This window comes from Sphingomonas sp. (assembly GCF_965200135.1).
Taxonomy (GTDB): domain Bacteria; phylum Pseudomonadota; class Alphaproteobacteria; order Sphingomonadales; family Sphingomonadaceae; genus Sphingomonas.
On the sequence record NZ_CBDATK010000007.1, the window covers coordinates 369,494 to 390,896 of the forward strand.

The following is a 21,403-nucleotide window of genomic DNA, read 5'->3' on the forward strand; positions in this document are numbered from 1 at the left end:
AATGCTCCGGAAATAGGATGAGGCCCCGGTCCTTAGCGGCGGGCCGCCGCAAACGGAAGCCTCACGCCTTCGGCGCGTAGACCTGCTCGGGTCCCGGAAAGGCGCGCGACCGGACATCGGCGGCATAGGTCTGTGCCGCCGCGCCGATCCGCGCGCCCAGATCGTCGAACCGCTTCACGAAGCGCGGCACCCGCTCGAACATCCCCAGCATATCCTCGGCGACCAGCACCTGGCCGTCGCATTGCGCCGACGCACCGATACCGATCGTCGGGCAATCGATCGACCGGGTGATCGTGAGCGCGACCGGCTCGACCACGCCTTCCACCACCAGGCTGAAGGCGCCGGCGCGCGCGATCGCCTGCGCGTCGTCGACGATCTTCGCGGCTTCCTCGGGCGCCCGGCCGCGCGCGCCATAGCCGCCGAGCATGTTCACCGCCTGCGGGGTCAGCCCGACATGGCCCATGACCGGAATGCCGCGTTCGGTCAGGAAGGCGACGGTCGGCGCCATCGCGGCACCGCCTTCCATCTTCACCGCCGCCGCGCCTGTCTCCTTCAACAGCCGCGCGGCACTCCCGAACGCCTGCTCGGGCGAGGCTTCGTAGCTGCCGAACGGCATGTCGATCACGACCACAGCATGATAACTGCCGCGTACCACCGCCGCCCCGTGCGCCGCCATCATCTCCAATGTCACCGGCACGGTGGAGGGCAGACCGTAGACCACCTGCCCCAGGCTGTCGCCGACCAGCAACAGGTCGCAATGCGGGTCGAGCAGCTGCGCGGTACGGACGGTGTAGGCGGTCAGCATCACCAGCGGCTCACCCGTGCCGCCCGCGATCTCCGCCTTGCGTCGGCGCACCGCCGGCACCGTCAGCCGCTTCATCGGCGCGGCGACCGGCGTCGCGCGGCTGGTGGAGGTGTCGAGCGTGAAGGTCGTGGACATGCGTGGGCGTCTACGCCTCGCGCGTCAGCCGATCCACCCCCGCCGCCGCGCCAGCCGCGCCACCGCGATCTGGAAAAGGCAGACGGCGGCGATGAACAGCGGGAAATAGCTTGTCCGGAGGCCCTTGTGGGCGATCACGTCGGTCTGCGTGAACACATAGCCGAACTGGATCACCACCCCGATAAGCGACAGTACGAACAACGGCACCGCGATCGACCGGCGGGCCAGCAGCGCGACGGCCCCGCCGACGCCGGTGACCTCTGCAAAGGCGAAGTTCCAATCGTACCAGCCGGGCATGCTCGCGAACAGCTGGCGGTCGTAATCGGTCGCGGGCGGATAGGCGTCGGCGCCAAGCCTGAATTGCTGGACGCACACATAGGCACCGAGCAGATTCCAGAGCAGCAGCACGGACGCGAGGACCCAGAACCACATCGGCGGCCTGATCGTGCTCATACCCGTTCTCCCTGTCGGCAAGACTGCGCCGCTCGCGCGCTACTCACAAGGGGTGGTTTCAATCCCCGGTCAGGATGCGGTCGACCAGCTGCTTCACCGTCGGCACGAACCCGTTCGAATAGAACGGATCGCGCTTGAAATTGTACGCCGCGTGCCCGGCGAACATCAGGTTCTGCTCGATGTCGCCGCCATGCGCGATGTCCTGCAGCGTCTTCTGGATGCAGAAGGAGCGCGGATCGGCCAGCCGCCCGGTCGAGTTGGTCTCCGTGTCGGCCCAGCTCGAAAACAGGCATTGCGATAGACAGCCCATGCAGTCCGCCTGGTCCTTCCTGATCTCCGCCTTTTCGGGCGGCGACACGAACACCAGCGTGTTGTCGGGCGTCTTGAGCGCGTCGGTGAAGCCGTGCCCGAACCACTCGCGCGCACGCAACAGGTCCCCGCGCGTCACCCAGAAGTTCTTGCCCTTCACGCCGACGTCCAGCTGGAAGACATGGTCCCCCGCTTCCTGCGTCGAGAACGCGATCTGCCGCTCCGACCGCGCCTCCAGCGCGCGCAGGAAGGGATTACGCACCGCGCTGGAATAGAAGCCGGTCGGCGAGAAGCGGTGGAGCAGCACCTCGCCCGCCTCGATCCGCGTCAGATGGTCCTTCCAGTCCTGCGGAATCGGGCTTTCCTGCGTCAGCAGCGGCCGGGTGCCGTACTGGAACGCGATCTGCCCCAGTTCGGGGTTGTCGACCCACTCGTTCCAGTCGCGCAAATACCACACGCCGCCCGCCATCACGATCGGCGTGTCGTCGGAGATGCCGCCCGCGCGCATCGTGTCGCGCAGTGCCTTGACGCGGGGGAAAGGGTCCTGCGGCTTCAGCGGGTCTTCGGCGTTCGACAGGCCGTTGTGTCCACCCGCCAGCCACGGGTCCTCGTACACCACCGCCGACAGCCATTCCGCCGCCTTGGAATAGGCACGCTTCCACAACGCCGAAAAGGCGCGGGCGGAGCTGATGATCGGCAGGTAGCTGACATTGTAGGACGCCGCGATCTCGCTCAGCTTGTACGGCATGCCGGCGCCGCAGGTGACGCCGGAGACCAGCCCGCGTGTCCGCTCCAGTACGCCGTGGAGCACGCGCGGCGCGCCGCCCATTTCCCACAGCACGTTGATGTTGATCGCGCCCTTGCCGCCGGCGATGTCCCAGGCGCGCTTGACCTGCTGCACCGCGCCCTCGATCGCGTATTCGACCAGCTCGTCGTGGCGCTGCCGCCGCGTCAGCGCATGATAGACCTGCGGGATGATCTTGCCGTCGGGGTCGTAGCTGTCGGCATTGACCGCGCTGACCGTGCCGATGCCGCCCGCCGCCGCCCACGCGCCCGCCGACGCATGGTTCGTCGCCGCCACGCCTTTGCCGCCCTCGACCAACGGCCACACTTCGCGACCGGCATAGGTGATGGGCTTCAGGCCTTTGAACACGGGCGGAACTACCTTTCGGATGGATGAACGCCGGTATAGCCAAACCGTGCCGCGACGCGAGAGAAACCTAGATCAGCCGCTCAGCGCACCGGGGCGACCGAGCGCCGTCTCGTACAACGCCCGATAACGCGCGATCATCAGCGTCTCGTCATACTCGGCCGTCGCGCGGCGTCGGTTCGCGTCGCCGATATACCGCCGGAGCGCTGGTTCGCGGACCAGCGTGTCCAGCGCGTCGCGCAGGAAGACCTCGTTGTGCGCGGGGATCAGATAGCCCGCGTTCTCGGGCGCGACCATCGCCGGCACGTCGCCGACGCTCGTGCCCGCGATCGGCAGCCCCGCCGCCATCGCCTCGACCACCGAGATCGGGAACTGCTCCGACAACGAGGAGGAGGCGAGCAGGTCGAACAGCCCGACATAGCGGTGCGGCGCCGGCAGGAAGCCAGGCATCACCAGCCGGTCGGATAGCCCCATCGCGAACGCCGCGCCCTCGATCCGCGCGCGTTCCGGTCCGTCGCCGACGATCACCAGCCGCACGCGCGACGCCAGCCCGCCGACCGCGCGCACCAGCATCGGCAGGTCCTTGACCGTCCGCAGCCCCGCCAGCGCACCGATCACCACCTCGTCGTCGCGCTTGACCAATCCCGGAATCGCATCGGGCGCGCAGGGCCGTGCATAGGCGGCGGTGTCGATGCCGTTGACGATGCGGTGGACGCGCGCGCGCGGCTGTTTCCAGATCTCCAGCGCGATCCGCTCCAGCGTCCGCGACGGCACCGCCAGCGCGTCCGCCGCCGCCATTGCGATGCGGCGATAGACGTTGCGCTGCACCTTCAGCCCGCCCGCCTCGTCGGCGTTGAACCCGTCCTCGTGATGCACCACCGGCGGCATCCCCTTGGGAAACGCTCGCCGCGCCATCACTCCGTCGATCGCACCCCAATTATACGTCAGCACCAGGTCGAAGCGCCGCATATACTTAGCGATCGCCTCGTAGCGCGCGACGGAAGGCTTGCCGGTCAACGGCGGCGGGTCCTGCGCGATTTCGTATGCGACCCCCGCCGGGATCGCATCGCGCGCGCCGAGCGCATCGGACACGCCGGACACGATCACATGCCGCGCCCGATCACCCCACGCCGTCATTAGCCGCACCGCGCGCGCTTCCTTGCCGCCGAGATCGAACGACGAGTGGAGGTGGAGGATGCGGACCGGCGCGGGCATGACGCGATTTAGCAGACGCGCAAGCCTCCGCTACTCCCATCTACCTTCCGGCAACTTATGCCGCGTTTGCGTGCCCACCACCACGACATCGGGCAGCCATGTCACATTACTGTCCATTAGGGTGATCACACCTGACGTATCGATCATGCGATTGTCACTGGTTCGGGAGAGCCTGGCAAAGCCGGGCTCCTCGTAGGACAGGATATGCGTCATCCACTGCCAACGATTGGCGGTATAAAGATCGACACGATACTTGCCATCCGGCGATACCGAAGAGTGTGAATAATTCCAGCCGCCGCAACTATATACTACTAGTCCCGAGGTGGTGATGGCAAAGGCAAGCGCAACGATCACGCCGATCCAGCGGCTCTTCGACCTCACAAATAAATCTCAACGTTCTGTGGAAGCATCGCTAGCCGGTGAACGTCGCTAAAAATCGTGAAATCCCCCCCGTGTTTGGTCGCGTTACGGTATTGGTCAAACGAGCCGTTGCTGACGCTGAAATACCGTGGCCTGTTCACGCTTAACGAGCCGATGCCGATCGTCCAGTTTGCATCGTTCCCAGCGGCTGGACGCTCGATGGGAATGTCGAGAGTGTTGCTGGCATAAGTCGTCACACCACCCTTGTTCCAAAAGCCCAAGCCCTGATCCCCGGTGAAATCATAACTGTCCCGCAGGTAGACACCCATCTGATCGACCACCAAGGTAGCCCTCCCGCGTAGACTCGTGTGGTATGTGCCAGCGACTGCAAGATGCATCGTTGCACGTCCCAAAGCGGCATAGAAATCGTCAAATGGATCAAATGGCGATCCAACGCTGCGGCTATTCGCCTGACAGGTAGCATTTACGACAGGAGTCGGCGCGGAGAGGTCCCCAAAGCGAAATTCGCTCTTCCTTACACCGTGCGCCGCCTGCCACGTCGCTATCCTACCGCGCAGGACATTGGCCGATGCCTGCGTGATCCACTCCCGTGGAGCCGATAGGCAGTGGAAAACACGCGAGGGAAGCTCAGCGCCCAATCCATCGTTACTAGGCGAAGCTCCAAGGCGCTGGCAGGTAGAATCCGATAGTCAACACTGCCGATCTTCTCCAAACGCGACATCTCTCGGGCAGGGGTTCGAAACCAGCGCTCCATACAGTCCGCCCCGACGCGCCAGCCGCGACCACGCATCACGGCCGGGATATCTCTAATCCAGAAAGACATTGGTCGCGATCGCCTCACGGTGCCGGAGAGGCCCGCATCGCAAATACCTAACCAACTTCTGTCTTGTCTAGCCAAGTCACCCGGCAGGCAATGTCCGCCTCACCGCTCGCCACGATCCAGTGATCCCCCCCATCGACCAGCCCCGTCGTGAAGACGACGTCGTCGACGTACATCTGGTGCTTCAGCCTTTCGGTCAGGTGCGGCGCGGGCTCGATCAGTGGCGGGTGCGCGGTCGCGACCACCGTGTCGGGCGCGTCGCGGTCGAGTAGCGACCAGTAGGTGCGATAGATGCCCACCGCGCCCGACGGCTCGACGCCGTGCCACAGCGACAACCACCCCCCATCGGTCAGCACCGGCGGCGCGCCGCCGCCCATCCGCGCGGTCGAGACGGTGCGCGCGTGAGGACGCAGGCCGGGACGGTCGTGCGGCTTCCAGTGCAGCGCGTCGGGCGAGCGCGCCAGATTGATCGACGGCCCCGCGCGCCACACGCTGTCGGGCGGATAGGCGAACCAGCCGTCGCCCAGCGGCCGCGTCTGCGCCCAATATTCGCCGCCGATCAGCCCGTTGAAGATCAGCATGTCCTTGTTCTGGTGATCCAGGACGATTCCCTCCAGCCGCCAGTCGCGGGCGTCGTCGCTGGTATAGAGCGTCGTGCACTGCCGCTCCGGGCTGACCGAGCAGGTGGTCATCAGCCAGCGCTCGCCTACCCGGCTGATCCGCGCGTCCTCGATGCCATAGCATTGATAGGAGGCGGCGGGGGCGATCGCGCGGTCGTAATGGACCTGCTCGATGCGGCGACCCTCCGGATCGAGCTCGACCGGCAGCAGCCATGACAGGCTGGTCAGCGCCTGCGCTTTCCAGCCACCCCCCGCCATGGTGAACGCGCGCGGATCGGACGTGTCGACCAGCGACAGCGGCCAGGCATCGAGGTGGTAGGCACCCTGATCCCACCGCACCGAATGTACATGCCCGTCATGCTTCGGCTGCCTCAGCGCTTCGGCGATGCGGACCATCAGCAGCAGGTTCCCATTGGGCAGCCGCGTCATGCCGGGATTGAACGCGCCGAGCACATAGGTTTCGGCGTCGATCCTTCCGGCCAGCGGCGAGCGCGCAAGGTCGACGTCGTCGGGCGTGAAGATCAGGTGGTCGAGGGAAGAGGCGGTCATGCCAAACACCATTGGTTACGGCCCGCGAACTTTCCTCCGTGACGCTGTTCCTCGTCAGCCCCGCGGAAGCGAAGACCGAACTCCCACCCGTCGAGCATTCGCAGCGCTGGCGTGGCGACAGAAGGCCGGCGATGGGTCCCCGTTTTCGGGGGAATGACGGAAGGCGTCATTCGGAGCCCACTCCGCGCGGCGCGATCGTCAGTTGCTGCACCACCACCCGGTTCGGCTGGGTCAGCGCATAATGGACGCCGACCGCGATATCCTCGGCGCGCAGCATCTCCTCCTTGACGATCGCCTCGCGCTTCTCGTCGTCGCTTTTCTCGATCATGTCCGAGCCCGTGAGCCCCGGCTCGACCAGCGTCACCCTAACGCCCTTGGGCCCCTGCTCGCGCCGCAGCGCCTCGGCGAAACCCTGGATGCCGTATTTCATCCCGGCATAGACGGTAGAGCCCGGCCCGAGCACATGCGCGCTCATGGAGCCGGTTAGTACGATATCGCCCTTCCCGCCCAGCCTCGGCAGCGCGGCGTGCGCGAACAGCAGATAGGCGGTGAAGTCGGTCGCGATCGCCCGGCGCAACGCCGCCTCGTCGGTGTCGCCCAGCCCCTCCGCGCCGACCGCCGCGTTGGCGACCGCGATGTCGAGCCCGCCTAGCCACCCGCAACCCTGCGTCACGAACGCGCCGACATTGTCCGCCTCCGCCAGGTCGATCGCGACGCCGTCGCCCTCGCCGACCTCGCGGATATGGGCGAGTGCGTCGGCGAGATGCGCCGGGTCGCGACCGCAGACGAAGACCCGCGCGCCTTCGCTCGCCAGCAGCACCGCAATCGCGCGGCCGATGCCGGTGGTGCCGCCGGTGATGAGGGCGCGACGGCCCTTGAGCGGCTTGACGGCGGTATGGGCCTCGCTGGCGGGATCGGTCATGCCCCGCGTAGCGCCTCAGACGCGCGCCGGTTCCCCGACGCGCGCCAGCAGCCGGTCGATGCCTGCGATCGCCACCGGCTCCTGAAGCGTGGGCGCGTGTCCGACGCGAGGCACGGTCACCAGCTCCGCCTGCCGCAGCCGCGTCACCATCGCGGCCGCCGTCGCCGGCGCCAGCACGTCGGACCGTTCGCCCCGCACCAGCAGCACCGGCACTGCCGCCAGCGCGTCCAGCGCCGCCCACAGATCCAGCGGCGCTTCCTCGCCCGTCACCTTGAACGGCTCGGCGATCCGCAGGTCGTAGTCGAGCACGACCTTGCCCTTGTCGGTCAGCCGATAAGCCCGCTTCGCCATCGCGATCCAGTCGTCGAGTTCCCAGTCGGGATAGACGTCGCGATTGCCGTCCTGCACCGCGCGCGCCGCGTGGAGCCAGGTCGGGTGGCTCGACGGTCGGCCGACATAGCCGCGGATGCGCTGCATTCCCGTCGCCTCGATCGTCGGCCCGATGTCGTTGAGTACCGCACCCGCCAACCGTGCCGGCTCGTCCGCCGCCAGCATCAAGGTGATGATCCCGCCCAGCGAGGTGCCGATCGCGACGAACCGGTCGATCTCCAGCGCCGCGAGCAGCACGCGGGTATCCTCGGCATAGGTGGCGGGCGCATAGCTCGACCAGTCCTCCGCCCGCCCGCTCTCGCCCCGGCCGCGAAAGTCGACGCCGACCACGCGCCACGCGCCCGCGCATCGCTCCGCCAGCGCCGCATAGTCGCGCGCATTACGCGTCAGGCCGGGCAGGCAGACCAGCGCCGGCCGCGCCGGCCGCGCCGGGTCGCCGGGATAGTCGCGCGCGTGAAGGCGCACGCCGTCGGCAGCGGTGACGAAACGGTCCTGATATGCCGAAGCCATTGCGCCGTGCGTCTCCCTTCCCCCATATCGCCGGATGCCGCCGCCCCCGCAAGCTTACCGCCCGTCTACCGCGTTGCTGGGCCTCGGCTCCGCCTTCTGGGACCCGGTCGCGGCCGCCGACTTCCCCGAGACCCGCCTGCGCTTCCGCAACGATCGCGCCGCCGCGCAGGTCGGTCTCGACGGGTTGGACGATGCCGAGTGGATCGCCCATTTCGGCCGGTTCGCGCCGCTGCCGAACACGCTGCCGCAGCCGCTCGCGCTACGCTATCACGGCCATCAGTTCCGCAACTATAACCCCGATATCGGCGACGGCCGCGGCTTCACCTTCGCGCAACTGCACGATCGATCGGGGCGCCTGATGGACCTCGGCACCAAGGGGTCGGGCCAGACGCCCTACAGCCGCTTCGGCGACGGGCGGCTGACGCTGAAGGGCGGCGTTCGCGAGATCCTGGCGACCGAGATGCTGGAGGCGCTCAACGTGCCGACCAGCCGCACCCTGTCGCTGATCGAGACGGGCGAGGCGCTGGATCGCGGCGACGAGCCCTCCCCCACCCGCGCTGCCGTGCTGGTTCGTCTCAGCCACGGTCACATCCGCATCGGCACGTTTCAACGTCTCGCCTTCGAGCGCGACGAGGCGAACATGCGCCGTCTCGTCGGCTACGTCCTGCGGCAGCTCTACGGCGAGGACGGCGACGACCCTATCCGCCTGCTCCACCTCGTCGTCGGCCGCACCGCCACGCTGGCGGCGCGCTACATGGCGGCGGGGTTCGTGCATGGCGTGCTCAATTCCGACAACATCAACGTGACGGGCGAAAGCTTCGACTATGGCCCGTGGCGGTTCGCGCCGACCTGGGACCCAGGCTTTACCGCCGCCTATTTCGACCAGCAGGGCCTGTACGCCTTTGGCCGCCAGCCGGAAGCGATCGGCTGGGACGTGTCGCAGCTCGCGGCGTCGCTCCGCCTGCTGGTCGACAGCGAGCCGCTGATCGCGGCACTCGACGGCTTCGGTCCCGCGTTCCAGGCGGCGCTGACCGAGGCGATCCTGTGGCGGCTCGGCGTGACGGCGCGCGACGAGGCGAGCGACCGCGAACTCGCCCGCGCCGTCGAACGCACCTTGCGGACGACGGCGGCTCCGCTCGACCGCTTCTTCTTCGACGCATTCGGCGGCACGCTGCCCGCACACTACGGTGACGAATGGGCGGACCTACGCGCCGCGCTCGACGGTTATGCATCGCGCAAGCCTCGCGACGACGCCTATTGGCTCGGCGAACCCTGCGCGATGTTGATCGACGAAGTCGAAGCGATCTGGTCGCGGATCGCGGCGGATGACGACTGGTCCGCCCTCCACGCCAAGGTCGCGGCGATCAGGGCGATGGGAGACGCGCTACGATGACCGAGCCGCTTGCCCTGTAACACTTGTCAAGCGATAGGTCCGCCATGCCGCTCCTCCAATCCCACGAACCCGCCACCGGGGCGCTGCTCTGGGAGGGCGAGGAGTCCGACGTCGACGCGGAGGTCGCCGCCGCACGCGCCGGCTGGGCGACCTGGGCCTCGCGACCGCTCGCCTTCCGCATCGAGACGCTGCGCCGCTTCGCCAACATCGTCCGCGCCCGCGCCGACGACTTCGCCGACCTGATCGCGCGCGAGACCGGCAAGCCGTTGTGGGAAGCCAAGACCGAGGTCGAGTCCGTCATCGGCAAGGTCGACATATCCGTCACCGCCTACGCCGAGCGAAGCGCCCAACGTCGCCACGACTCGCCGATGGGCGCCCGTGTCGCCGTCCGGCACAAGCCGCACGGCGTATTGGCGGTGCTGGGGCCGTATAATTTTCCCGCGCACCTCCCCAACGGTCACATCGTGCCCGCGTTGATCGCGGGCAATGCGGTGATCTTCAAGCCATCGGAGAAGACGCCCGCCACCGGTGCGTTCCTGGTCGACTGCTACCGTGCCGGCGGGGTGCCCGAGGCCTGTATCCGGCTGGTGACGGGTGGACCGGCAACGGGTAAGGCGCTGGCGGGACACGCAGGCATCGACGGGTTGCTCTTCACCGGCTCGGCGCGTACCGGGCTCGCGCTCAACCGCCAGTTCGCGGGCACACCCGAAAAGATCCTGGCGCTGGAGATGGGCGGCAACAACCCGATCGTCGTCTGGGACACACCCGACGTTTCGACTGCCGCGACGATCGTCGCACAATCGGCGTTCCTCTCCGCCGGCCAGCGCTGCACCGCCGCGCGGCGATTGATCGTCCAGGACTCCCTGTACGACGGGCTGATGGCCGAACTCACCGCGCTCGCCGGTCGGCTGATCGTCGGCGCGCCGCACGACAGCCCGTTCCCGTTCATGGGCCCGGTGATCGACAATGCCGCCGCCGACCAGTTGCAGGAGGCGTTCGTCGCCCTGCTGACCCGCGGCGGCCGCCCGATCCGTCACCTGGAGCGCACCGATCCCGACCAGCCGTTCCTGTCGCCCGCGCTGATCGACGTGACCGAGGTCGCGGAACGGCCGGACATCGAGCTGTTCGGCCCCATCTTGCAAGTCGTCCGCGCTCACGAGTTCGACGAGGCGATCGCGGAGGCGAATCGCACCCGCTACGGCCTCGCCGCGTCGCTCATCAGCCAGACGCCGTCGCTGTTCGACCGCTTCTGGTCCGGGGTTCGTGCGGGTGTGGTCAACTGGAACCGCCCGACCAACGGTGCGCCCTCCAACGCGCCGTTCGGCGGCGTCGGCTGGTCGGGCAATCACCGCCCGTCCGCTTATTACGCCGCCGACTATTGCGCCTATCCGGTCGTCAGCAACGAGGCGGACGCGGCGCGCGCCAGCATCGGCATCGGGCTGCGCGACGCGTGAACTCCCGACCCAGTCGCGCGTTGCGGCGGAAAGGGAGGGCGCGACCATGACTTGTGGTGTCGACGATCCGAACGTGAAGGCGTTCTTGAAACTGATCCGCTATGCGGAGCATTACCCGGTAGAGAGCGACAATTGGTACGACTCGCTCTATGGCGGCAAGAGGTTCGTGGGGTACCAAACACACCCAAACAGTCCTCAGACACGATGGGGAAAGACATCAACGGCCGCGGGTGCGTACCAGATCCTCATCGCCACCTACAATGACGCGCATAGCCGCGGCATCATGACCGATTTCACGCCTGCGTCGCAGGACCGCTTCGCTTTTTGGAAGATCGGCACGCGCGGCGCGCGTGACTTCGTTTGCGCCGGAGACGTAAGGGGAGCCTGCGGCAAGCTGGTGCGGGAGTGGGTCTCGCTACCGGGTGGGTCGCAGAGCCGGATGACCATGGCGATCGCCGAGGCGGCGTTCGTCCGTTACGGGGGTACACTCAAGACATGATCGCATTGATCCTGCTGGCGATGGCGGATGCGAACCTCCGCGCGCCTCAGACTGCCACGCTGGCGTGCGGCGCGGGGACGTTCATCGCGGAAAGTCGGCGTTGGGCTGGCGACCAGGCACCGCTCGCGCCCGCGACGCAGTCGCTCAGCGTCACCGTCGCCAAGACACGCAGGAGTGTTCCCCTGGAACCCACGCGCATCGTGGATGTAGAGGAGCGCCAGGTCCGAAATCGTTTTCTGGCCAACTGGGGCTGCGTGAAGGGCGTGACCGGAGCAAGTTACGTCGTGCTTGGCTATGCCTGTGCCGTTGACCCCGGCTACGCGAATGATTGCGGCGGAGAGCAGGAGTGGTTCCGCTACTTGAACGATCGCGGTCGCGTCATGGACATGGGCGTTCCCCACAATGGGCCGGTACGCACACGGCTTCAGCGTCGACTGGGCATCGCCCGCGCCTTGCGGACAGGCAGGCGGTTCACGGCCGTGGTGAGCTGATCACAATTTCCTCTACCGCGTCGCGAAGCACGGCTGTTGTTGCGCCGAGGCGATAGGGCGCGCATCGCTACCCACATGGTCAGCCTTCTCGATCCCACCGCGCGCGGGCGCGTCGTCCTGGTCGGCGCGGGTCCGGGCGACCCGGAACTGCTGACGGTGCGCGCGGTGAAGGCGCTGGCGAGCGCCGATATCGTCGTCCACGACGGGCTGATCGATCCGCGCGTGCTCGACCTCGCCCGTCCGGAGGCGCAGCGCATCTCGGTCGCCAAGCAGCGCGCGCGCCACACGCTGCCCCAGGAGGCGATCAACGCGCTGATCGTCGCGCATGTGAAGACGGGCGCGATCGTGGTGCGGCTGAAGGGCGGCGACCCGTTCATCTTCGGACGCGGCGGCGAGGAGGTGGAGGCGGTGCGCGCCGCCGGCCTGCCGGTGGAGGTCGTGCCCGGCATCTCCGCCGCGCTCGGGGCGGCGGCGGAGGCGATGCTGCCGCTCACGCATCGCGATCACAGCTCCGCCGTCTCGTTCGTCGCCGGCCAGTGCAAGGGATTGAGCGAACAGGACTGGTCCGGTCTCGCCGGTCAGGGCCGCACGCTCGTCATCTACATGGGCGTCGCGACCGCATCGGCGATCGCCGACAAGCTGATGGCCGACGGGGTCGCCCCCGACATGCCCGTGGCGGTGCTGGAACGCGGCACCTGCCCCGGCTCGCGCGCGCTTCGAACGCTGCTCGCCGATCTCGGCCCGATGGTCGAGCGCGAGGCGGTGTGCAGCCCGGCGGTGATCGTCGTCGGCGAGGTCGTCGAGCTGTCGGACGCACAGGACAAGCTCGCCCGCTGGGCACGCGCGGCGGAGGCGGTGGCGGTATGAAACTCCTGACCGGCAACGACCTGCCCAGCGGCGACGTGATCTGGTGGACCGGTACGGGCTGGTCGCGCCATGTCGAGGACGCCGGTGACGTCGGCGCCGAGGGCGACCCGATCGCCCAGGCCGAGGAGGGTGCGCGCCGCGTCACCGGGCCGTACGTGATCGACGCGACCGGAACCCCGGACGGCCCCCGTCCGGCGCACATCAAGGACCGCATCCGCGCGCTCGGCCCCACCGTGCGCCTCGACCTGACGCTCAAGCCGAGCGATCCCACCGCCGGAAGCTGGGTGATCTGATGTACAGATACGACGAATACGACCAGTCGATCGTCGACGCCCGCGTCGACGAGTTCCGCGATCAGGTGGCGCGTCGCCTTGCCGGACAGCTGACCGAGGACCAGTTCAAGCCGCTCCGGCTGATGAACGGCCTCTATCTCCAGCTCCACGCCTACATGCTGCGCGTCGCGGTGCCTTATGGCACGCTGGATTCTCGGCAGATGCGGATGCTCGGCCACATCGCGCGGAAGTACGATCGCGGCTACGGGCATTTCACGACGCGCCAGAATATCCAGTACAATTGGATCAAGCTGGAGGACGCGCCCGACATCCTCGCCGACCTGGCGACGGTCGAGATGCATGCCATCCAGACCAGCGGCAACTGCATCCGCAACATCTCGTCCGACCAGTTCGCCGGCGCCTCCGCCGACGAGGTCGCCGATCCGCGCCCGTGGGCGGAGCTGATCCGGCAATGGTCGACCTTCCATCCCGAGTTCAGCTACCTGCCGCGCAAGTTCAAGATCGCGGTGATCGCGTCCGACGAAGATCGCGCGGCGATGCGGCTCCACGATATCGGGCTGCAACTGGTAAAGCGCGAAGGTGTGCTCGGCGCGCGCGTCTTCGTCGGCGGCGGCATGGGCCGCACCCCGATGATCGCGCCGGAGATCAGGGATTTCGTCACCGCCGACGACCTGATGAGCTATCTGGAGGCGTGCCTGCGCGTCTACAATCGCTACGGTCGCCGCGACAACATCTACAAGGCGCGGATCAAGATCCTAATCCACGAGCTCGGCGCGGAGGAATACCGCCGTCAGGTCGAAGACGAGTTCGCCGCCGTCAAGCAGCTCGGCATCGACCCGCCCGCCGCCGAGCTGGCGCGGATCACCGCCATGTTCGGCGCGCCTGCCTTCGACACCGCCGCGCCCGCCACGCCGGACCGTTCCGACCCCGACTTCGCGGTCTGGCTCGACCAGAACACGATCGCGCATCAACAGCCGGGCTACGCGATCGTCAACATCAGCCTTAAACCCATCGGCGGTATTCCCGGTGACGCTTCGGCGGATCAGATCGACCTGATGGCCGACCTCGCCGAGCGCTACAGCTTCGACGAGCTGCGCGTCACGCACGCACAGAACATCGTCCTGCCGCACGTCCGCGCCGCCGACCTTCATGCGGTGTGGTCGGCGCTGCGCGACGCCGAGCTGGCCGAAGCGAACCTCGACCTCATCACCGACATCATCGCCTGCCCCGGCCTCGATTACTGCTCACTGGCGAACGCCCGCTCGATCCCGATCGCGCAGAAGATCGCGACCCGCTTCGCCTCGCCCGAGCGGCAGCGCGATCTGGGCGAACTGAAGCTCAAGATCAGCGGCTGCATCAACGCCTGCGGTCACCACCATGCCGGCCACATCGGCATCCTCGGCGTCGACCGGAAGGGGACGGAGAACTACCAGCTGCTGCTCGGCGGCTCGGGCGCGGAAGACGTCTCGCTCGGCAAGATCACCGGCCCCGGCTTCGACGAGGATGGTATCGTCGACGCGATCGAGCGCGTCACCGACCGCTATCTCGTCGAGCGCAGCGAGGGCGAGCGCTTCCTCGACACCTACCGCCGCGTCGGCATGGAGCCGTTCAAGGCGGCGATCTATGGCTGAGCCCGCATGACCGATCCCGATCGCAGCACGATGACCCAGTCCGGCGGCGGCGACGCACCGCTCCGCTTCCGCGACGACGTCGAGCATCAGGAGCCCGCCGTCACGCTGGACGCTTTCCTCGACGGCCAGACCAACGCCAACGCGGTCCGGCTGGAGGCCGGCGACGATGCCCGCGCGCTGGTCCCGCATCTGGAGCAACTCGCGCTGGTGGAGGTCAGCTTCCCCAGCTTCCGCGACGGGCGCGGCTATTCCGCCGGGCGCATCCTGCGCGAGGCGGGCTATACCGGTGAGCTGCGCGCGGCCGGCGACGTGCTGGTCGACCAGCTGCCCTTCATGCGCCGCTGCGGGTTCGACAGTTTCGCGCCCGAGGCACCGATCGACTCCGCGACGCTGGAACGTGCGCTCGGCCGCTACCAAGAGCATTATCAAACGGCCGCCGACGATGCCGTGCCGGTGTGGAAACTGCGTTACGGCGGCTGATCGGACGTGTATCAGGCAGACGATGCGCCGCGCTCTGCTGCTCGCCCTGCTTCTCGCCGGTTGTAACCGAGCGGTCGTCGTGCCTGCGCCGCCGCGCGTCGACAGCCCCGCCGACCTACCCGCCGAAAGCTCCACGCTGGTGGTGCCGCTCGCCGCCCCGTTGGGTGAGCTGGAGGCGGCGCTCGATCGCGAGATCCCGCGCCGGCTGTGGGCGATCAACCAGCACATAGATCGCTGCGTGCCCGCGCAGCGGATCAACCTCGGCATCGCCAGGGTGAAGGTGCTGCCGACGCTGGGCTGTCAGGTGGTCGGCCAGGTCACGCGCGGGCGGCTGCGGCTGTCCGGGCGTGGCGACCGGCTGCTCATCACCATCCCGGTCACCGCGACGATCAAGGCCGACAAGGTCGGTGGCCTAGCGTCGAAGACCGCGACCGGCGCGGCGATCGTCCACGCCAACGCACGGCTCTCGATCACCGGCAACTGGCAACCGACGGCGCGCGTCACGATCGATTACGACTGGCGGCAGGAACCCGGCATCGATTTCCTCGGCCAACGGATCAAGTTCACCGACAAGGCCGATCAGCGCCTCCAGCCGATCGTCGCGCAGCTGGAACGGACGTTGCCGAGCAAGCTGGCGACGCTGCGGCTGCGCGACCGGCTGGCGGCGGTGTGGCGGCAGGGCTTCACGGTGCTCAGCCTCAATCGTGACAACCCGCCCGCCTGGATGCGGGTGACGCCGCGCCGGCTCGGCTTCGGCGGCTACCGCGTCCAGGGTCGCACGCTCCAGCTGACGCTGGCGGCGGAGGCACTGACCGAGACTTTCGTCGGGCCGCGCCCAGCCGATCCGCCAGCGACGGCGCTGCCACCGCCGTCACCGATCCCGCCTGAGCGCGGCCTGCGCTTCTTCGTCCCCGTCCTCGCCGACTTCCACCAGCTCGAACCCGTCGTGCGCCGCGCCCTGCTCAAGCGCGCGACTAGGGGCATCAACCTGTCCGGCGTCGGACTGGTCGACGCACAGATCGGGGCAGTCACCATCTACGCGACGCAGAACGGTCGGCTCGCGGTCGGCGTCGAGGCCAAGGTGACGTCGCGCGATCACTCGTCGCTCAACACCACCGGTCGGGTCTGGCTGACCGCGTTGCCGTTCAATCGCCCCAATTCGCAGCTGATCGAGGCCCGCGACGTGCAGCTCGCGGCGGATACCGACAACGGCATCGCCAACCTGCTGATCCAATATTTCGGCGACGGCAGCGTGCGCGACTCGATCGCGCAGGGCCTGCGCCACGATTTCGCCCCCGACTACACCCGCGTGCTGGGCAAGGCGAAGGACGCGATCGCGTCACGTCAGGAGGGCGCATTCCTGTTGTCGGCGCGCGTGACGCAGGTGGAGACCGGCACGCTGGCGGTCACTGGCCAAGGCCTGTTCTTGCCCGTCCGCGCGAGCGGCGCGGCGACGATCGCCTACCGACCACACTAACCGGCGCTGCCCCTTAATTGTGGTAGACGAGCGGGCCCGCCGGCAGCAACTTCTCCACGTCCGAACTCATGGTGGCATCGCCCAAGCAGCGCGCCTCCGACACCGTTCGTTCGCCCCTGCGCACGAGCAGTCCCGCGCTGAACCCGGTTCCACCCAACTCGCCGCCCGACATCTGCCGAACCGCCCGGTCGAACACGATATAGGAAAAGCCGTTGTTGGCGAACGAGACCTGCCGCTCGCCGCCACCGGAATACATCGCGTGGGCGGTGGTCAGCCGGTTGGACGATAGCTCGACCCGGCCCGGCACGCCGAACCTATAGGTGGCCCCCCGGCCGTCGCCGCACACCGACACCAGCTTGCGTCCGATCGGGCAGGCGAACAGCGGCTGCTCGCCCGCGATACATAGATTGCGTCGAGAATTTGTGATCGCCGCCGGGGCACTGGACGCTGTGGAGAATGTCAGCGCTGCGGCTGCACCGATGGTGACGGCGGCGCCGGTGCTGACCGCAATGGCCGTGGGTGCGGTGCCCATCGTTCGTTACTCCCGGCGGTGCCACCATCGAGGCGGCGGCGACGCCGACAGCCACCTTGCCTTCAGGGTCGACCATCGCCGCGTTCTCGGCGAGAGGTGGTAGGCGAAAGCCTATCGTCCGCGCCGACGCGTGCTGCCCTGCCCGAATCCCTGCGTTCGCCGACTATCCACCTGGTCCTGTAGGACCAGAGCACGAGTCTGCAACTCGCGTGCCTCGGCATCGGACAGACCGCCCGCACCATACCGCTCGCTTAGCGTGTCGATCTGCCCCGCCTCGCGCCGCGCTTGCCGAGCATCGGTCCGGCTGAGCTGTCCCGAACGGCGCCCGTCTCGAATGCGCTCACGGATATCCGACGGTCCGCGATCGACCTCGATCCGGTAGCTCTGAGGCGCCCGGCCTTGCGGGATATTCGGCGGACCTGCGATCTGTGCGGCCACCACGCCCGGCCACACCGCCACCAGCAAGATCAATCTCGGCATGAGTCCTCCAGAACGAGGTGCAAGGCTGAGCGCCCTGACCTGAACCGTCGCCGAACGGCAGCGCTAATAGCCCGCGTAATCGCTGAACTTCGTCACCGTCGGATCGAACTTCATCGTCACCTTGCCCGTCGCGCCATGGCGTTGCTTGGCGACGATCAGCTCGGCCAGACCATAGACCCGCTCCATATCCGCCGCCCATTTCGCGTGATCGTCGAAGGTACGTGAATCGTCACCCTCGCTCGGCCGCTTCGGCTCCTTGGCCGCGACGTAATAGTCCTCGCGATAGACGAACCAGACCATATCCGCGTCCTGCTCGATCGAGCCCGATTCGCGCAGGTCCGACAGCATCGGCCGCTTGTCCTCGCGCTGCTCGACCGCGCGCGACAGCTGCGACAGCGCCAGCACCGGTACGTTCAGGTCCTTGGCCAGCGTCTTCAGCCCGCGCGAGATTTCGGAAATCTCCTGCACGCGGTTGCCGTCCGACTGCTTGCCCGAGCCAGTCAGCAGCTGGAGATAGTCGACCACCACCAGCCCGATCTCGTTGTTGTGCCGCCGTTGTAGTCGCCGCACGCGGGTATGCAGCGCGGAGATCGACAGCCCGCCGGTGTCGTCGATGAACAGCGGCAGGTTCTCCAGCTCCGCCGCCGCGGTCGCCAGGCGGCTGAAGTCCGCTTTGCTGATCTTGCCCATCCGCAGCGCCTCGGAGCTGATCCCCGACTGTTCGGACAGGATGCGCGTCGCCAGCTGATCGGCGCTCATTTCTAACGAGAAGAACGCGACTTTCGCGCCCACCGAGTCGGCGGGCGCGATGCCGTCGCGCATGTCGCGCATCCAGCGCTGCGCCGCGTTGAACGCGATGTTGGTGGCGAGCGAGGTCTTGCCCATGCCCGGTCGCCCGGCGAGGATCATCAGATCGGAATGATGCATGCCGCCGATCTTGCCGTTCAGCGAATCGAGCCCGGTGGTGACGCCCGACAGGTTGCCGCCCGACTGCAACGCGCGCTCGGCCATCTTGACCGCCATCGTCGTCGCCTGCGCGAAGGTCTTGACGCTGGACTCGGCGCCACCGTCGCCGGCGACCTTGTACAGCTCCTCCTCGGCCAGCTCGATCTGCGCGCGCGGGTTGACCTCTTCGCTGGTGTCGATCGCCCGGTCGACCAGCGTCCGGCCGACGGTCACCAGTGCGCGCAGCATCGCGAGATCGTAGATCTGCGTCGCGAACTGGCGCGCACCGATCAGCCCGGCGCCCGATCCGGTCAGCCCCGCCAGATAGGCCGGCCCGCCCAGCTCTTTCATCCCCTGGTCCGCCTCGAACATCGGACGCAGCGTGACGGGGGTCGCCAGCATGTCGTTCGACCGCAGCGTGCGGATCGCGGCGAACACCCGGCCGTGCAGCGGCTCGTAGAAATGCGCCGGGTCAAGCCGGTCGAGCAGGTCGTCGGCCAGCCGGTTGTCGATCATCATCGCGCCCAGCATCGCCGCCTCCGCCTCGACGTTGCGCGGCAGCAGCTGCGGCTCGGGCTGCGGCGCGGGGGTGGGGAATGCGAGCGTGGCCATGGGCCTGTTCTTACCTGCTGAGCCGATCCGCTCAAACGAGTAACCCGTGGATATCTTCCCGTCATCCCGGCCTTGAGCCGGGATCCCGCTTCTTCTTGCGCTCTTGCCGGGCAGCGGGACCCCGGCTCAAGGCCGGGGTGACGGGAGCATGGAAGCGCTTTATCGCAAGACGGTGCCCGACCCGCGCATCATCGACGTCCAGCTGGACGACCGCACCATCCTGTGGCGCTCGGCCGATGTCGAACAGGAGCGGCGGATAGCGATCTTCGACCTGATCGAGGGCAACAGCTTCGCGCCGCAACGCGAGCATCCCGACGGCTATGCCGGGCCCTACCGGATCGCGCTGTCGGTGGAGGAAGGCCGCCTGGCGGTCCAGATCAAGCGCGCGGACGACACCCCGCTGGAGGTGCTGATCCTCGCCATGGGCCGCTTCCGCCGGCCGATCCGCGATTATTTCGCGATCTGCGACAGCTATTACCAGGCGATCCGCGCCTCCACGCCGCAACAGATCGAGACGGTCGACATGGCCCGACGCGCGATCCACAACGAGGCGGCGGAGCTGCTCCAGGAGCGGCTGGCGGGCAAGATCGAGGTCGACTTCGACACCGCGCGTCGGTTGTTCACGCTGATCTGCGTGCTCCACATCCGTGGCTGACTGGCGGCTCGCGGTCGGGGCCGTGCTCGCGGTCGGGCTGGCGATCGGCGGCCATGCGGCGGCGGTCCACTGGCGTCCCTCGCCCGCTACCTACCCCCTGCAGGGCATCGACCTCGGCGAGCAGCCACCCGCCGTCGAGTGGGGCAGCGTCCGCGCCGCCGGCGCCGACTTCGCCTATCTCGTCGCCACCAGCGGCGCGCGTGGGCGCGACCCCGGTTTCGAGGCGAACTGGCAGGCTTTGCCCGACGCGGGACTGCGGCGCGGCGCGGTCCACCTCTATTCACTGTGCGAGGACGGCGCGGCGCAGGCGGACGCCTTCAACGCGGTCGTGCCGCGTACCGCCGATGCACTCCCCGCCACCGTCGATATCGACGATCGCGACGGCTGCGATCCGCCCGCGCCCGGCCCGGCCGCGACGAACGCGCTCCGCACGTTCGTGACGCGGGTGGAGACGCATACCGGCAAGCCCGTGCTGCTGCGCCTGTCGCGTGCCGTCGAGCGTCGCTACGGCTTCTCGACCGCGCTCGTCCGGCCGCTATGGCTCCAGGGCAATTTCTTCCGCCCCGGCTATGCGGCGCGGCCCTGGCGGCTGTGGCGGGCGAGCGACATGCGAAGGATCGACGGCGTGGAGGGTGCGGTGAACTGGGACGTGGTGGCGCCGTGACACCGGAGGAACTGATCGCCGCCGCCCGTGCCGCCGCGCGTCACGCCCACGCACCGTATTCGCGCTTCGCCGTCGGCGCGGCGGTGCTGCTGACCGACGGCAGCGTCGTCACCGGCGCCAATGTCGAGAACGCCAGCTACGGCCTGTCGCTCTGCGCCGAGACGGTGGCGATCGCCACGACCGCATCTCAGGGTCGCCTCGCCGACGTGGTCGCGATCGGCGTAGTCGGCGGGCCGATGGACGGGGGTGGCGAGACCCCCGTCAGCCCGTGCGGGCGGTGCCGTCAGGTACTCAATGAAGCGGCGCAGCTCGGCGGGCGGGACCTGCCGATCTATTGCGCCGGCCTGACCGGCGACGCCTTGGCCGAACATCGCCTTTCGGCCCTCTTACCCCACGCCTTCGGACCTGCCGACCTGGGGTTCGGGGCCGTCTGACGTCGGCCGCGCATCTGCGTCGCGTCGGCCGCGGTTGGGTTATTCGTCGGTTTCGTCGATGGCCGCGCCCGGCCCGTTATTGAGCACGGAGGCGATCGCGTTGCGGGCGCTCGCCTTGGACGAATAGCCTTCCGTCCAGAAGATCGTCTCGCTGTTGTAGACGAAGCGGGCGACGTACTCGCCGGCCTTGTTCTTCTTGATCGTGAACTTGTGCGCCATGATCGCCTCTCCTCTTGG

General features: G+C 68.0%; 24 protein-coding genes and 1 pseudogene. 12 read left to right on the forward strand and 13 right to left on the reverse strand.

Annotated features, from left to right (window positions below):
• Positions 1-61: 61 nt before the first annotated feature.
• The 9 genes and pseudogenes from panB to ACOFKS_RS09970 all read right to left on the reverse strand — a co-directional run bounded on the left by panB (position 62) and on the right by ACOFKS_RS09970 (position 8,259).
• On the reverse strand, positions 62-940 hold the full coding sequence (gene panB, locus ACOFKS_RS09930) for a 3-methyl-2-oxobutanoate hydroxymethyltransferase (RefSeq protein ID WP_419809080.1): 879 nt from the start codon (positions 938-940) through the stop codon (positions 62-64).
• Positions 941-964: 24 nt separating this feature from the next.
• Complete coding sequence (locus ACOFKS_RS09935) at positions 965-1,393, reverse strand: hypothetical protein (RefSeq protein ID WP_419809081.1); 429 nt, start codon at positions 1,391-1,393, stop codon at positions 965-967.
• A gap of 58 nt (positions 1,394-1,451) precedes the next feature.
• A complete protein-coding gene (locus tag ACOFKS_RS09940) occupies positions 1,452-2,855 on the reverse strand; it encodes an NAD(P)H-dependent flavin oxidoreductase (protein WP_419809082.1) in 1,404 nt (467 codons plus the stop codon).
• Positions 2,856-2,927: 72 nt separating this feature from the next.
• Positions 2,928-4,067 carry a glycosyltransferase gene (locus ACOFKS_RS09945; RefSeq protein WP_419809083.1) on the reverse strand — a complete coding sequence of 380 codons (1,140 nt, stop codon included), beginning with the start codon at positions 4,065-4,067 and terminating at the stop codon, positions 2,928-2,930.
• Between the two features lie 30 nt (positions 4,068-4,097).
• The gene (locus tag ACOFKS_RS09950; protein ID WP_419809084.1) at positions 4,098-4,421 is read right to left on the reverse strand and encodes a hypothetical protein; all 324 of its coding nucleotides are present in this window, start codon (positions 4,419-4,421) and stop codon (positions 4,098-4,100) included.
• Between the two features lie 23 nt (positions 4,422-4,444).
• A pseudogene (locus ACOFKS_RS09955) lies at positions 4,445-5,271 on the reverse strand (DUF6402 family protein).
• Positions 5,272-5,318: 47 nt separating this feature from the next.
• On the reverse strand, positions 5,319-6,437 hold the full coding sequence (locus tag ACOFKS_RS09960) for a glycosidase (protein ID WP_419809085.1): 1,119 nt from the start codon (positions 6,435-6,437) through the stop codon (positions 5,319-5,321).
• Between the two features lie 166 nt (positions 6,438-6,603).
• The gene (locus ACOFKS_RS09965; RefSeq protein ID WP_419809086.1) at positions 6,604-7,359 is read right to left on the reverse strand and encodes an SDR family oxidoreductase; all 756 of its coding nucleotides are present in this window, start codon (positions 7,357-7,359) and stop codon (positions 6,604-6,606) included.
• 15 nt (positions 7,360-7,374) lie between these two features.
• Positions 7,375-8,259 (reverse strand): alpha/beta fold hydrolase, encoded by an 885-nt coding sequence (locus tag ACOFKS_RS09970; RefSeq protein WP_419809087.1) that lies wholly within the window; start codon positions 8,257-8,259, stop codon positions 7,375-7,377.
• Positions 8,260-8,293: 34 nt separating this feature from the next.
• Here ACOFKS_RS09970 and ACOFKS_RS09975 point away from each other — a divergent pair, with 34 nt between their 5' ends.
• The 9 genes from ACOFKS_RS09975 (at position 8,294) to ACOFKS_RS10015 (ending at position 16,844) form a co-directional block, all read left to right on the forward strand.
• The gene (locus tag ACOFKS_RS09975) at positions 8,294-9,652 is read left to right on the forward strand and encodes a protein adenylyltransferase SelO family protein (RefSeq protein WP_419809088.1); all 1,359 of its coding nucleotides are present in this window, start codon (positions 8,294-8,296) and stop codon (positions 9,650-9,652) included.
• A 44-nt stretch (positions 9,653-9,696) separates the two neighbouring features.
• Entirely contained in the window at positions 9,697-11,106 is a 1,410-nt protein-coding gene (gene astD, locus ACOFKS_RS09980) for a succinylglutamate-semialdehyde dehydrogenase (RefSeq protein ID WP_419809089.1), read from the forward strand.
• A gap of 46 nt (positions 11,107-11,152) precedes the next feature.
• Positions 11,153-11,605: a hypothetical protein gene (locus ACOFKS_RS09985; RefSeq protein WP_419809090.1), complete on the forward strand. Its 453-nt coding sequence runs from the start codon at positions 11,153-11,155 to the stop codon at positions 11,603-11,605.
• Positions 11,602-12,096 carry a hypothetical protein gene (locus ACOFKS_RS09990; protein WP_419809091.1) on the forward strand — a complete coding sequence of 165 codons (495 nt, stop codon included), beginning with the start codon at positions 11,602-11,604 and terminating at the stop codon, positions 12,094-12,096. Before ACOFKS_RS09985 ends, ACOFKS_RS09990 begins: the two co-directional genes overlap by 4 nt.
• A gap of 75 nt (positions 12,097-12,171) precedes the next feature.
• Positions 12,172-12,963, forward strand: coding sequence for a uroporphyrinogen-III C-methyltransferase (gene cobA / locus ACOFKS_RS09995; RefSeq protein ID WP_419809092.1), 792 nt, complete (start codon positions 12,172-12,174; stop codon positions 12,961-12,963).
• Positions 12,960-13,256 carry a DUF2849 domain-containing protein gene (locus ACOFKS_RS10000; protein ID WP_419809093.1) on the forward strand — a complete coding sequence of 99 codons (297 nt, stop codon included), beginning with the start codon at positions 12,960-12,962 and terminating at the stop codon, positions 13,254-13,256. Before cobA ends, ACOFKS_RS10000 begins: the two co-directional genes overlap by 4 nt.
• Positions 13,256-14,887, forward strand: a complete 1,632-nt coding sequence (locus ACOFKS_RS10005; RefSeq protein WP_419809094.1) for a nitrite/sulfite reductase — start codon at positions 13,256-13,258, stop codon at positions 14,885-14,887. Before ACOFKS_RS10000 ends, ACOFKS_RS10005 begins: the two co-directional genes overlap by 1 nt.
• A gap of 30 nt (positions 14,888-14,917) precedes the next feature.
• A complete protein-coding gene (locus ACOFKS_RS10010) occupies positions 14,918-15,367 on the forward strand; it encodes a DUF934 domain-containing protein (protein WP_419809289.1) in 450 nt (149 codons plus the stop codon).
• Positions 15,368-15,389: 22 nt separating this feature from the next.
• The gene (locus tag ACOFKS_RS10015) at positions 15,390-16,844 is read left to right on the forward strand and encodes a DUF4403 family protein (RefSeq protein ID WP_419809095.1); all 1,455 of its coding nucleotides are present in this window, start codon (positions 15,390-15,392) and stop codon (positions 16,842-16,844) included.
• 13 nt (positions 16,845-16,857) lie between these two features.
• On the opposite strand, the gene ACOFKS_RS10020 is transcribed toward ACOFKS_RS10015, so the two are convergent.
• From ACOFKS_RS10020 to ACOFKS_RS10030, 3 genes are all read right to left on the reverse strand, one after another.
• Complete coding sequence (locus ACOFKS_RS10020; RefSeq protein WP_419809096.1) at positions 16,858-17,376, reverse strand: hypothetical protein; 519 nt, start codon at positions 17,374-17,376, stop codon at positions 16,858-16,860.
• Positions 17,377-17,487: 111 nt separating this feature from the next.
• Entirely contained in the window at positions 17,488-17,856 is a 369-nt protein-coding gene (locus tag ACOFKS_RS10025; RefSeq protein WP_419809097.1) for a hypothetical protein, read from the reverse strand.
• A gap of 63 nt (positions 17,857-17,919) precedes the next feature.
• Positions 17,920-19,413: a replicative DNA helicase gene (locus tag ACOFKS_RS10030; RefSeq protein WP_419809098.1), complete on the reverse strand. Its 1,494-nt coding sequence runs from the start codon at positions 19,411-19,413 to the stop codon at positions 17,920-17,922.
• Between the two features lie 172 nt (positions 19,414-19,585).
• Between ACOFKS_RS10030 and ACOFKS_RS10035 the strand changes: the two genes are divergently transcribed.
• The 3 genes from ACOFKS_RS10035 to ACOFKS_RS10045 are packed head-to-tail and all read left to right on the forward strand — an operon-like array spanning position 19,586 to position 21,166.
• Positions 19,586-20,068, forward strand: coding sequence for a UPF0262 family protein (locus ACOFKS_RS10035; protein ID WP_419809290.1), 483 nt, complete (start codon positions 19,586-19,588; stop codon positions 20,066-20,068).
• A complete protein-coding gene (locus ACOFKS_RS10040) occupies positions 20,061-20,732 on the forward strand; it encodes a glycoside hydrolase family 25 protein (protein WP_419809099.1) in 672 nt (223 codons plus the stop codon). Before ACOFKS_RS10035 ends, ACOFKS_RS10040 begins: the two co-directional genes overlap by 8 nt.
• Positions 20,729-21,166 (forward strand): cytidine deaminase, encoded by a 438-nt coding sequence (locus tag ACOFKS_RS10045; RefSeq protein WP_419809100.1) that lies wholly within the window; start codon positions 20,729-20,731, stop codon positions 21,164-21,166. Before ACOFKS_RS10040 ends, ACOFKS_RS10045 begins: the two co-directional genes overlap by 4 nt.
• Positions 21,167-21,205: 39 nt before the next feature.
• Here the strand turns inward: ACOFKS_RS10045 and ACOFKS_RS10050 are convergent, their stop codons facing one another.
• Positions 21,206-21,385 (reverse strand): YegP family protein, encoded by a 180-nt coding sequence (locus tag ACOFKS_RS10050; protein ID WP_419809101.1) that lies wholly within the window; start codon positions 21,383-21,385, stop codon positions 21,206-21,208.
• Positions 21,386-21,403: the final 18 nt, after the last annotated feature.

Coding starts and splice junctions, on each gene's coding strand:
- cobA (WP_419809092.1), top strand. CDS start 12,172: ATGGTCAGCCTTCTCGATCCCACCGCGCGCGGGCGCGTCGTCCTGGTC.
- ACOFKS_RS09990 (WP_419809091.1), top strand. CDS start 11,602: ATGATCGCATTGATCCTGCTGGCGATGGCGGATGCGAACCTCCGCGCG.
- ACOFKS_RS10000 (WP_419809093.1), top strand. CDS start 12,960: ATGAAACTCCTGACCGGCAACGACCTGCCCAGCGGCGACGTGATCTGG.
- ACOFKS_RS09965 (WP_419809086.1), bottom strand. CDS start 7,359: ATGACCGATCCCGCCAGCGAGGCCCATACCGCCGTCAAGCCGCTCAAG.
- ACOFKS_RS09970 (WP_419809087.1), bottom strand. CDS start 8,259: ATGGCTTCGGCATATCAGGACCGTTTCGTCACCGCTGCCGACGGCGTG.
- ACOFKS_RS10025 (WP_419809097.1), bottom strand. CDS start 17,856: ATGCCGAGATTGATCTTGCTGGTGGCGGTGTGGCCGGGCGTGGTGGCC.
- ACOFKS_RS10015 (WP_419809095.1), top strand. CDS start 15,390: ATGCGCCGCGCTCTGCTGCTCGCCCTGCTTCTCGCCGGTTGTAACCGA.
- ACOFKS_RS09935 (WP_419809081.1), bottom strand. CDS start 1,393: ATGAGCACGATCAGGCCGCCGATGTGGTTCTGGGTCCTCGCGTCCGTG.
- panB (WP_419809080.1), bottom strand. CDS start 940: ATGTCCACGACCTTCACGCTCGACACCTCCACCAGCCGCGCGACGCCG.
- ACOFKS_RS09945 (WP_419809083.1), bottom strand. CDS start 4,067: ATGCCCGCGCCGGTCCGCATCCTCCACCTCCACTCGTCGTTCGATCTC.
- ACOFKS_RS10010 (WP_419809289.1), top strand. CDS start 14,918: ATGACCCAGTCCGGCGGCGGCGACGCACCGCTCCGCTTCCGCGACGAC.
- astD (WP_419809089.1), top strand. CDS start 9,697: ATGCCGCTCCTCCAATCCCACGAACCCGCCACCGGGGCGCTGCTCTGG.
- ACOFKS_RS09975 (WP_419809088.1), top strand. CDS start 8,294: ATGCCGCCGCCCCCGCAAGCTTACCGCCCGTCTACCGCGTTGCTGGGC.
- ACOFKS_RS10030 (WP_419809098.1), bottom strand. CDS start 19,413: ATGGCCACGCTCGCATTCCCCACCCCCGCGCCGCAGCCCGAGCCGCAG.
- ACOFKS_RS10050 (WP_419809101.1), bottom strand. CDS start 21,385: ATGGCGCACAAGTTCACGATCAAGAAGAACAAGGCCGGCGAGTACGTC.
- ACOFKS_RS10020 (WP_419809096.1), bottom strand. CDS start 17,376: ATGGGCACCGCACCCACGGCCATTGCGGTCAGCACCGGCGCCGCCGTC.
- ACOFKS_RS09960 (WP_419809085.1), bottom strand. CDS start 6,437: ATGACCGCCTCTTCCCTCGACCACCTGATCTTCACGCCCGACGACGTC.
- ACOFKS_RS10005 (WP_419809094.1), top strand. CDS start 13,256: ATGTACAGATACGACGAATACGACCAGTCGATCGTCGACGCCCGCGTC.
- ACOFKS_RS09985 (WP_419809090.1), top strand. CDS start 11,153: ATGACTTGTGGTGTCGACGATCCGAACGTGAAGGCGTTCTTGAAACTG.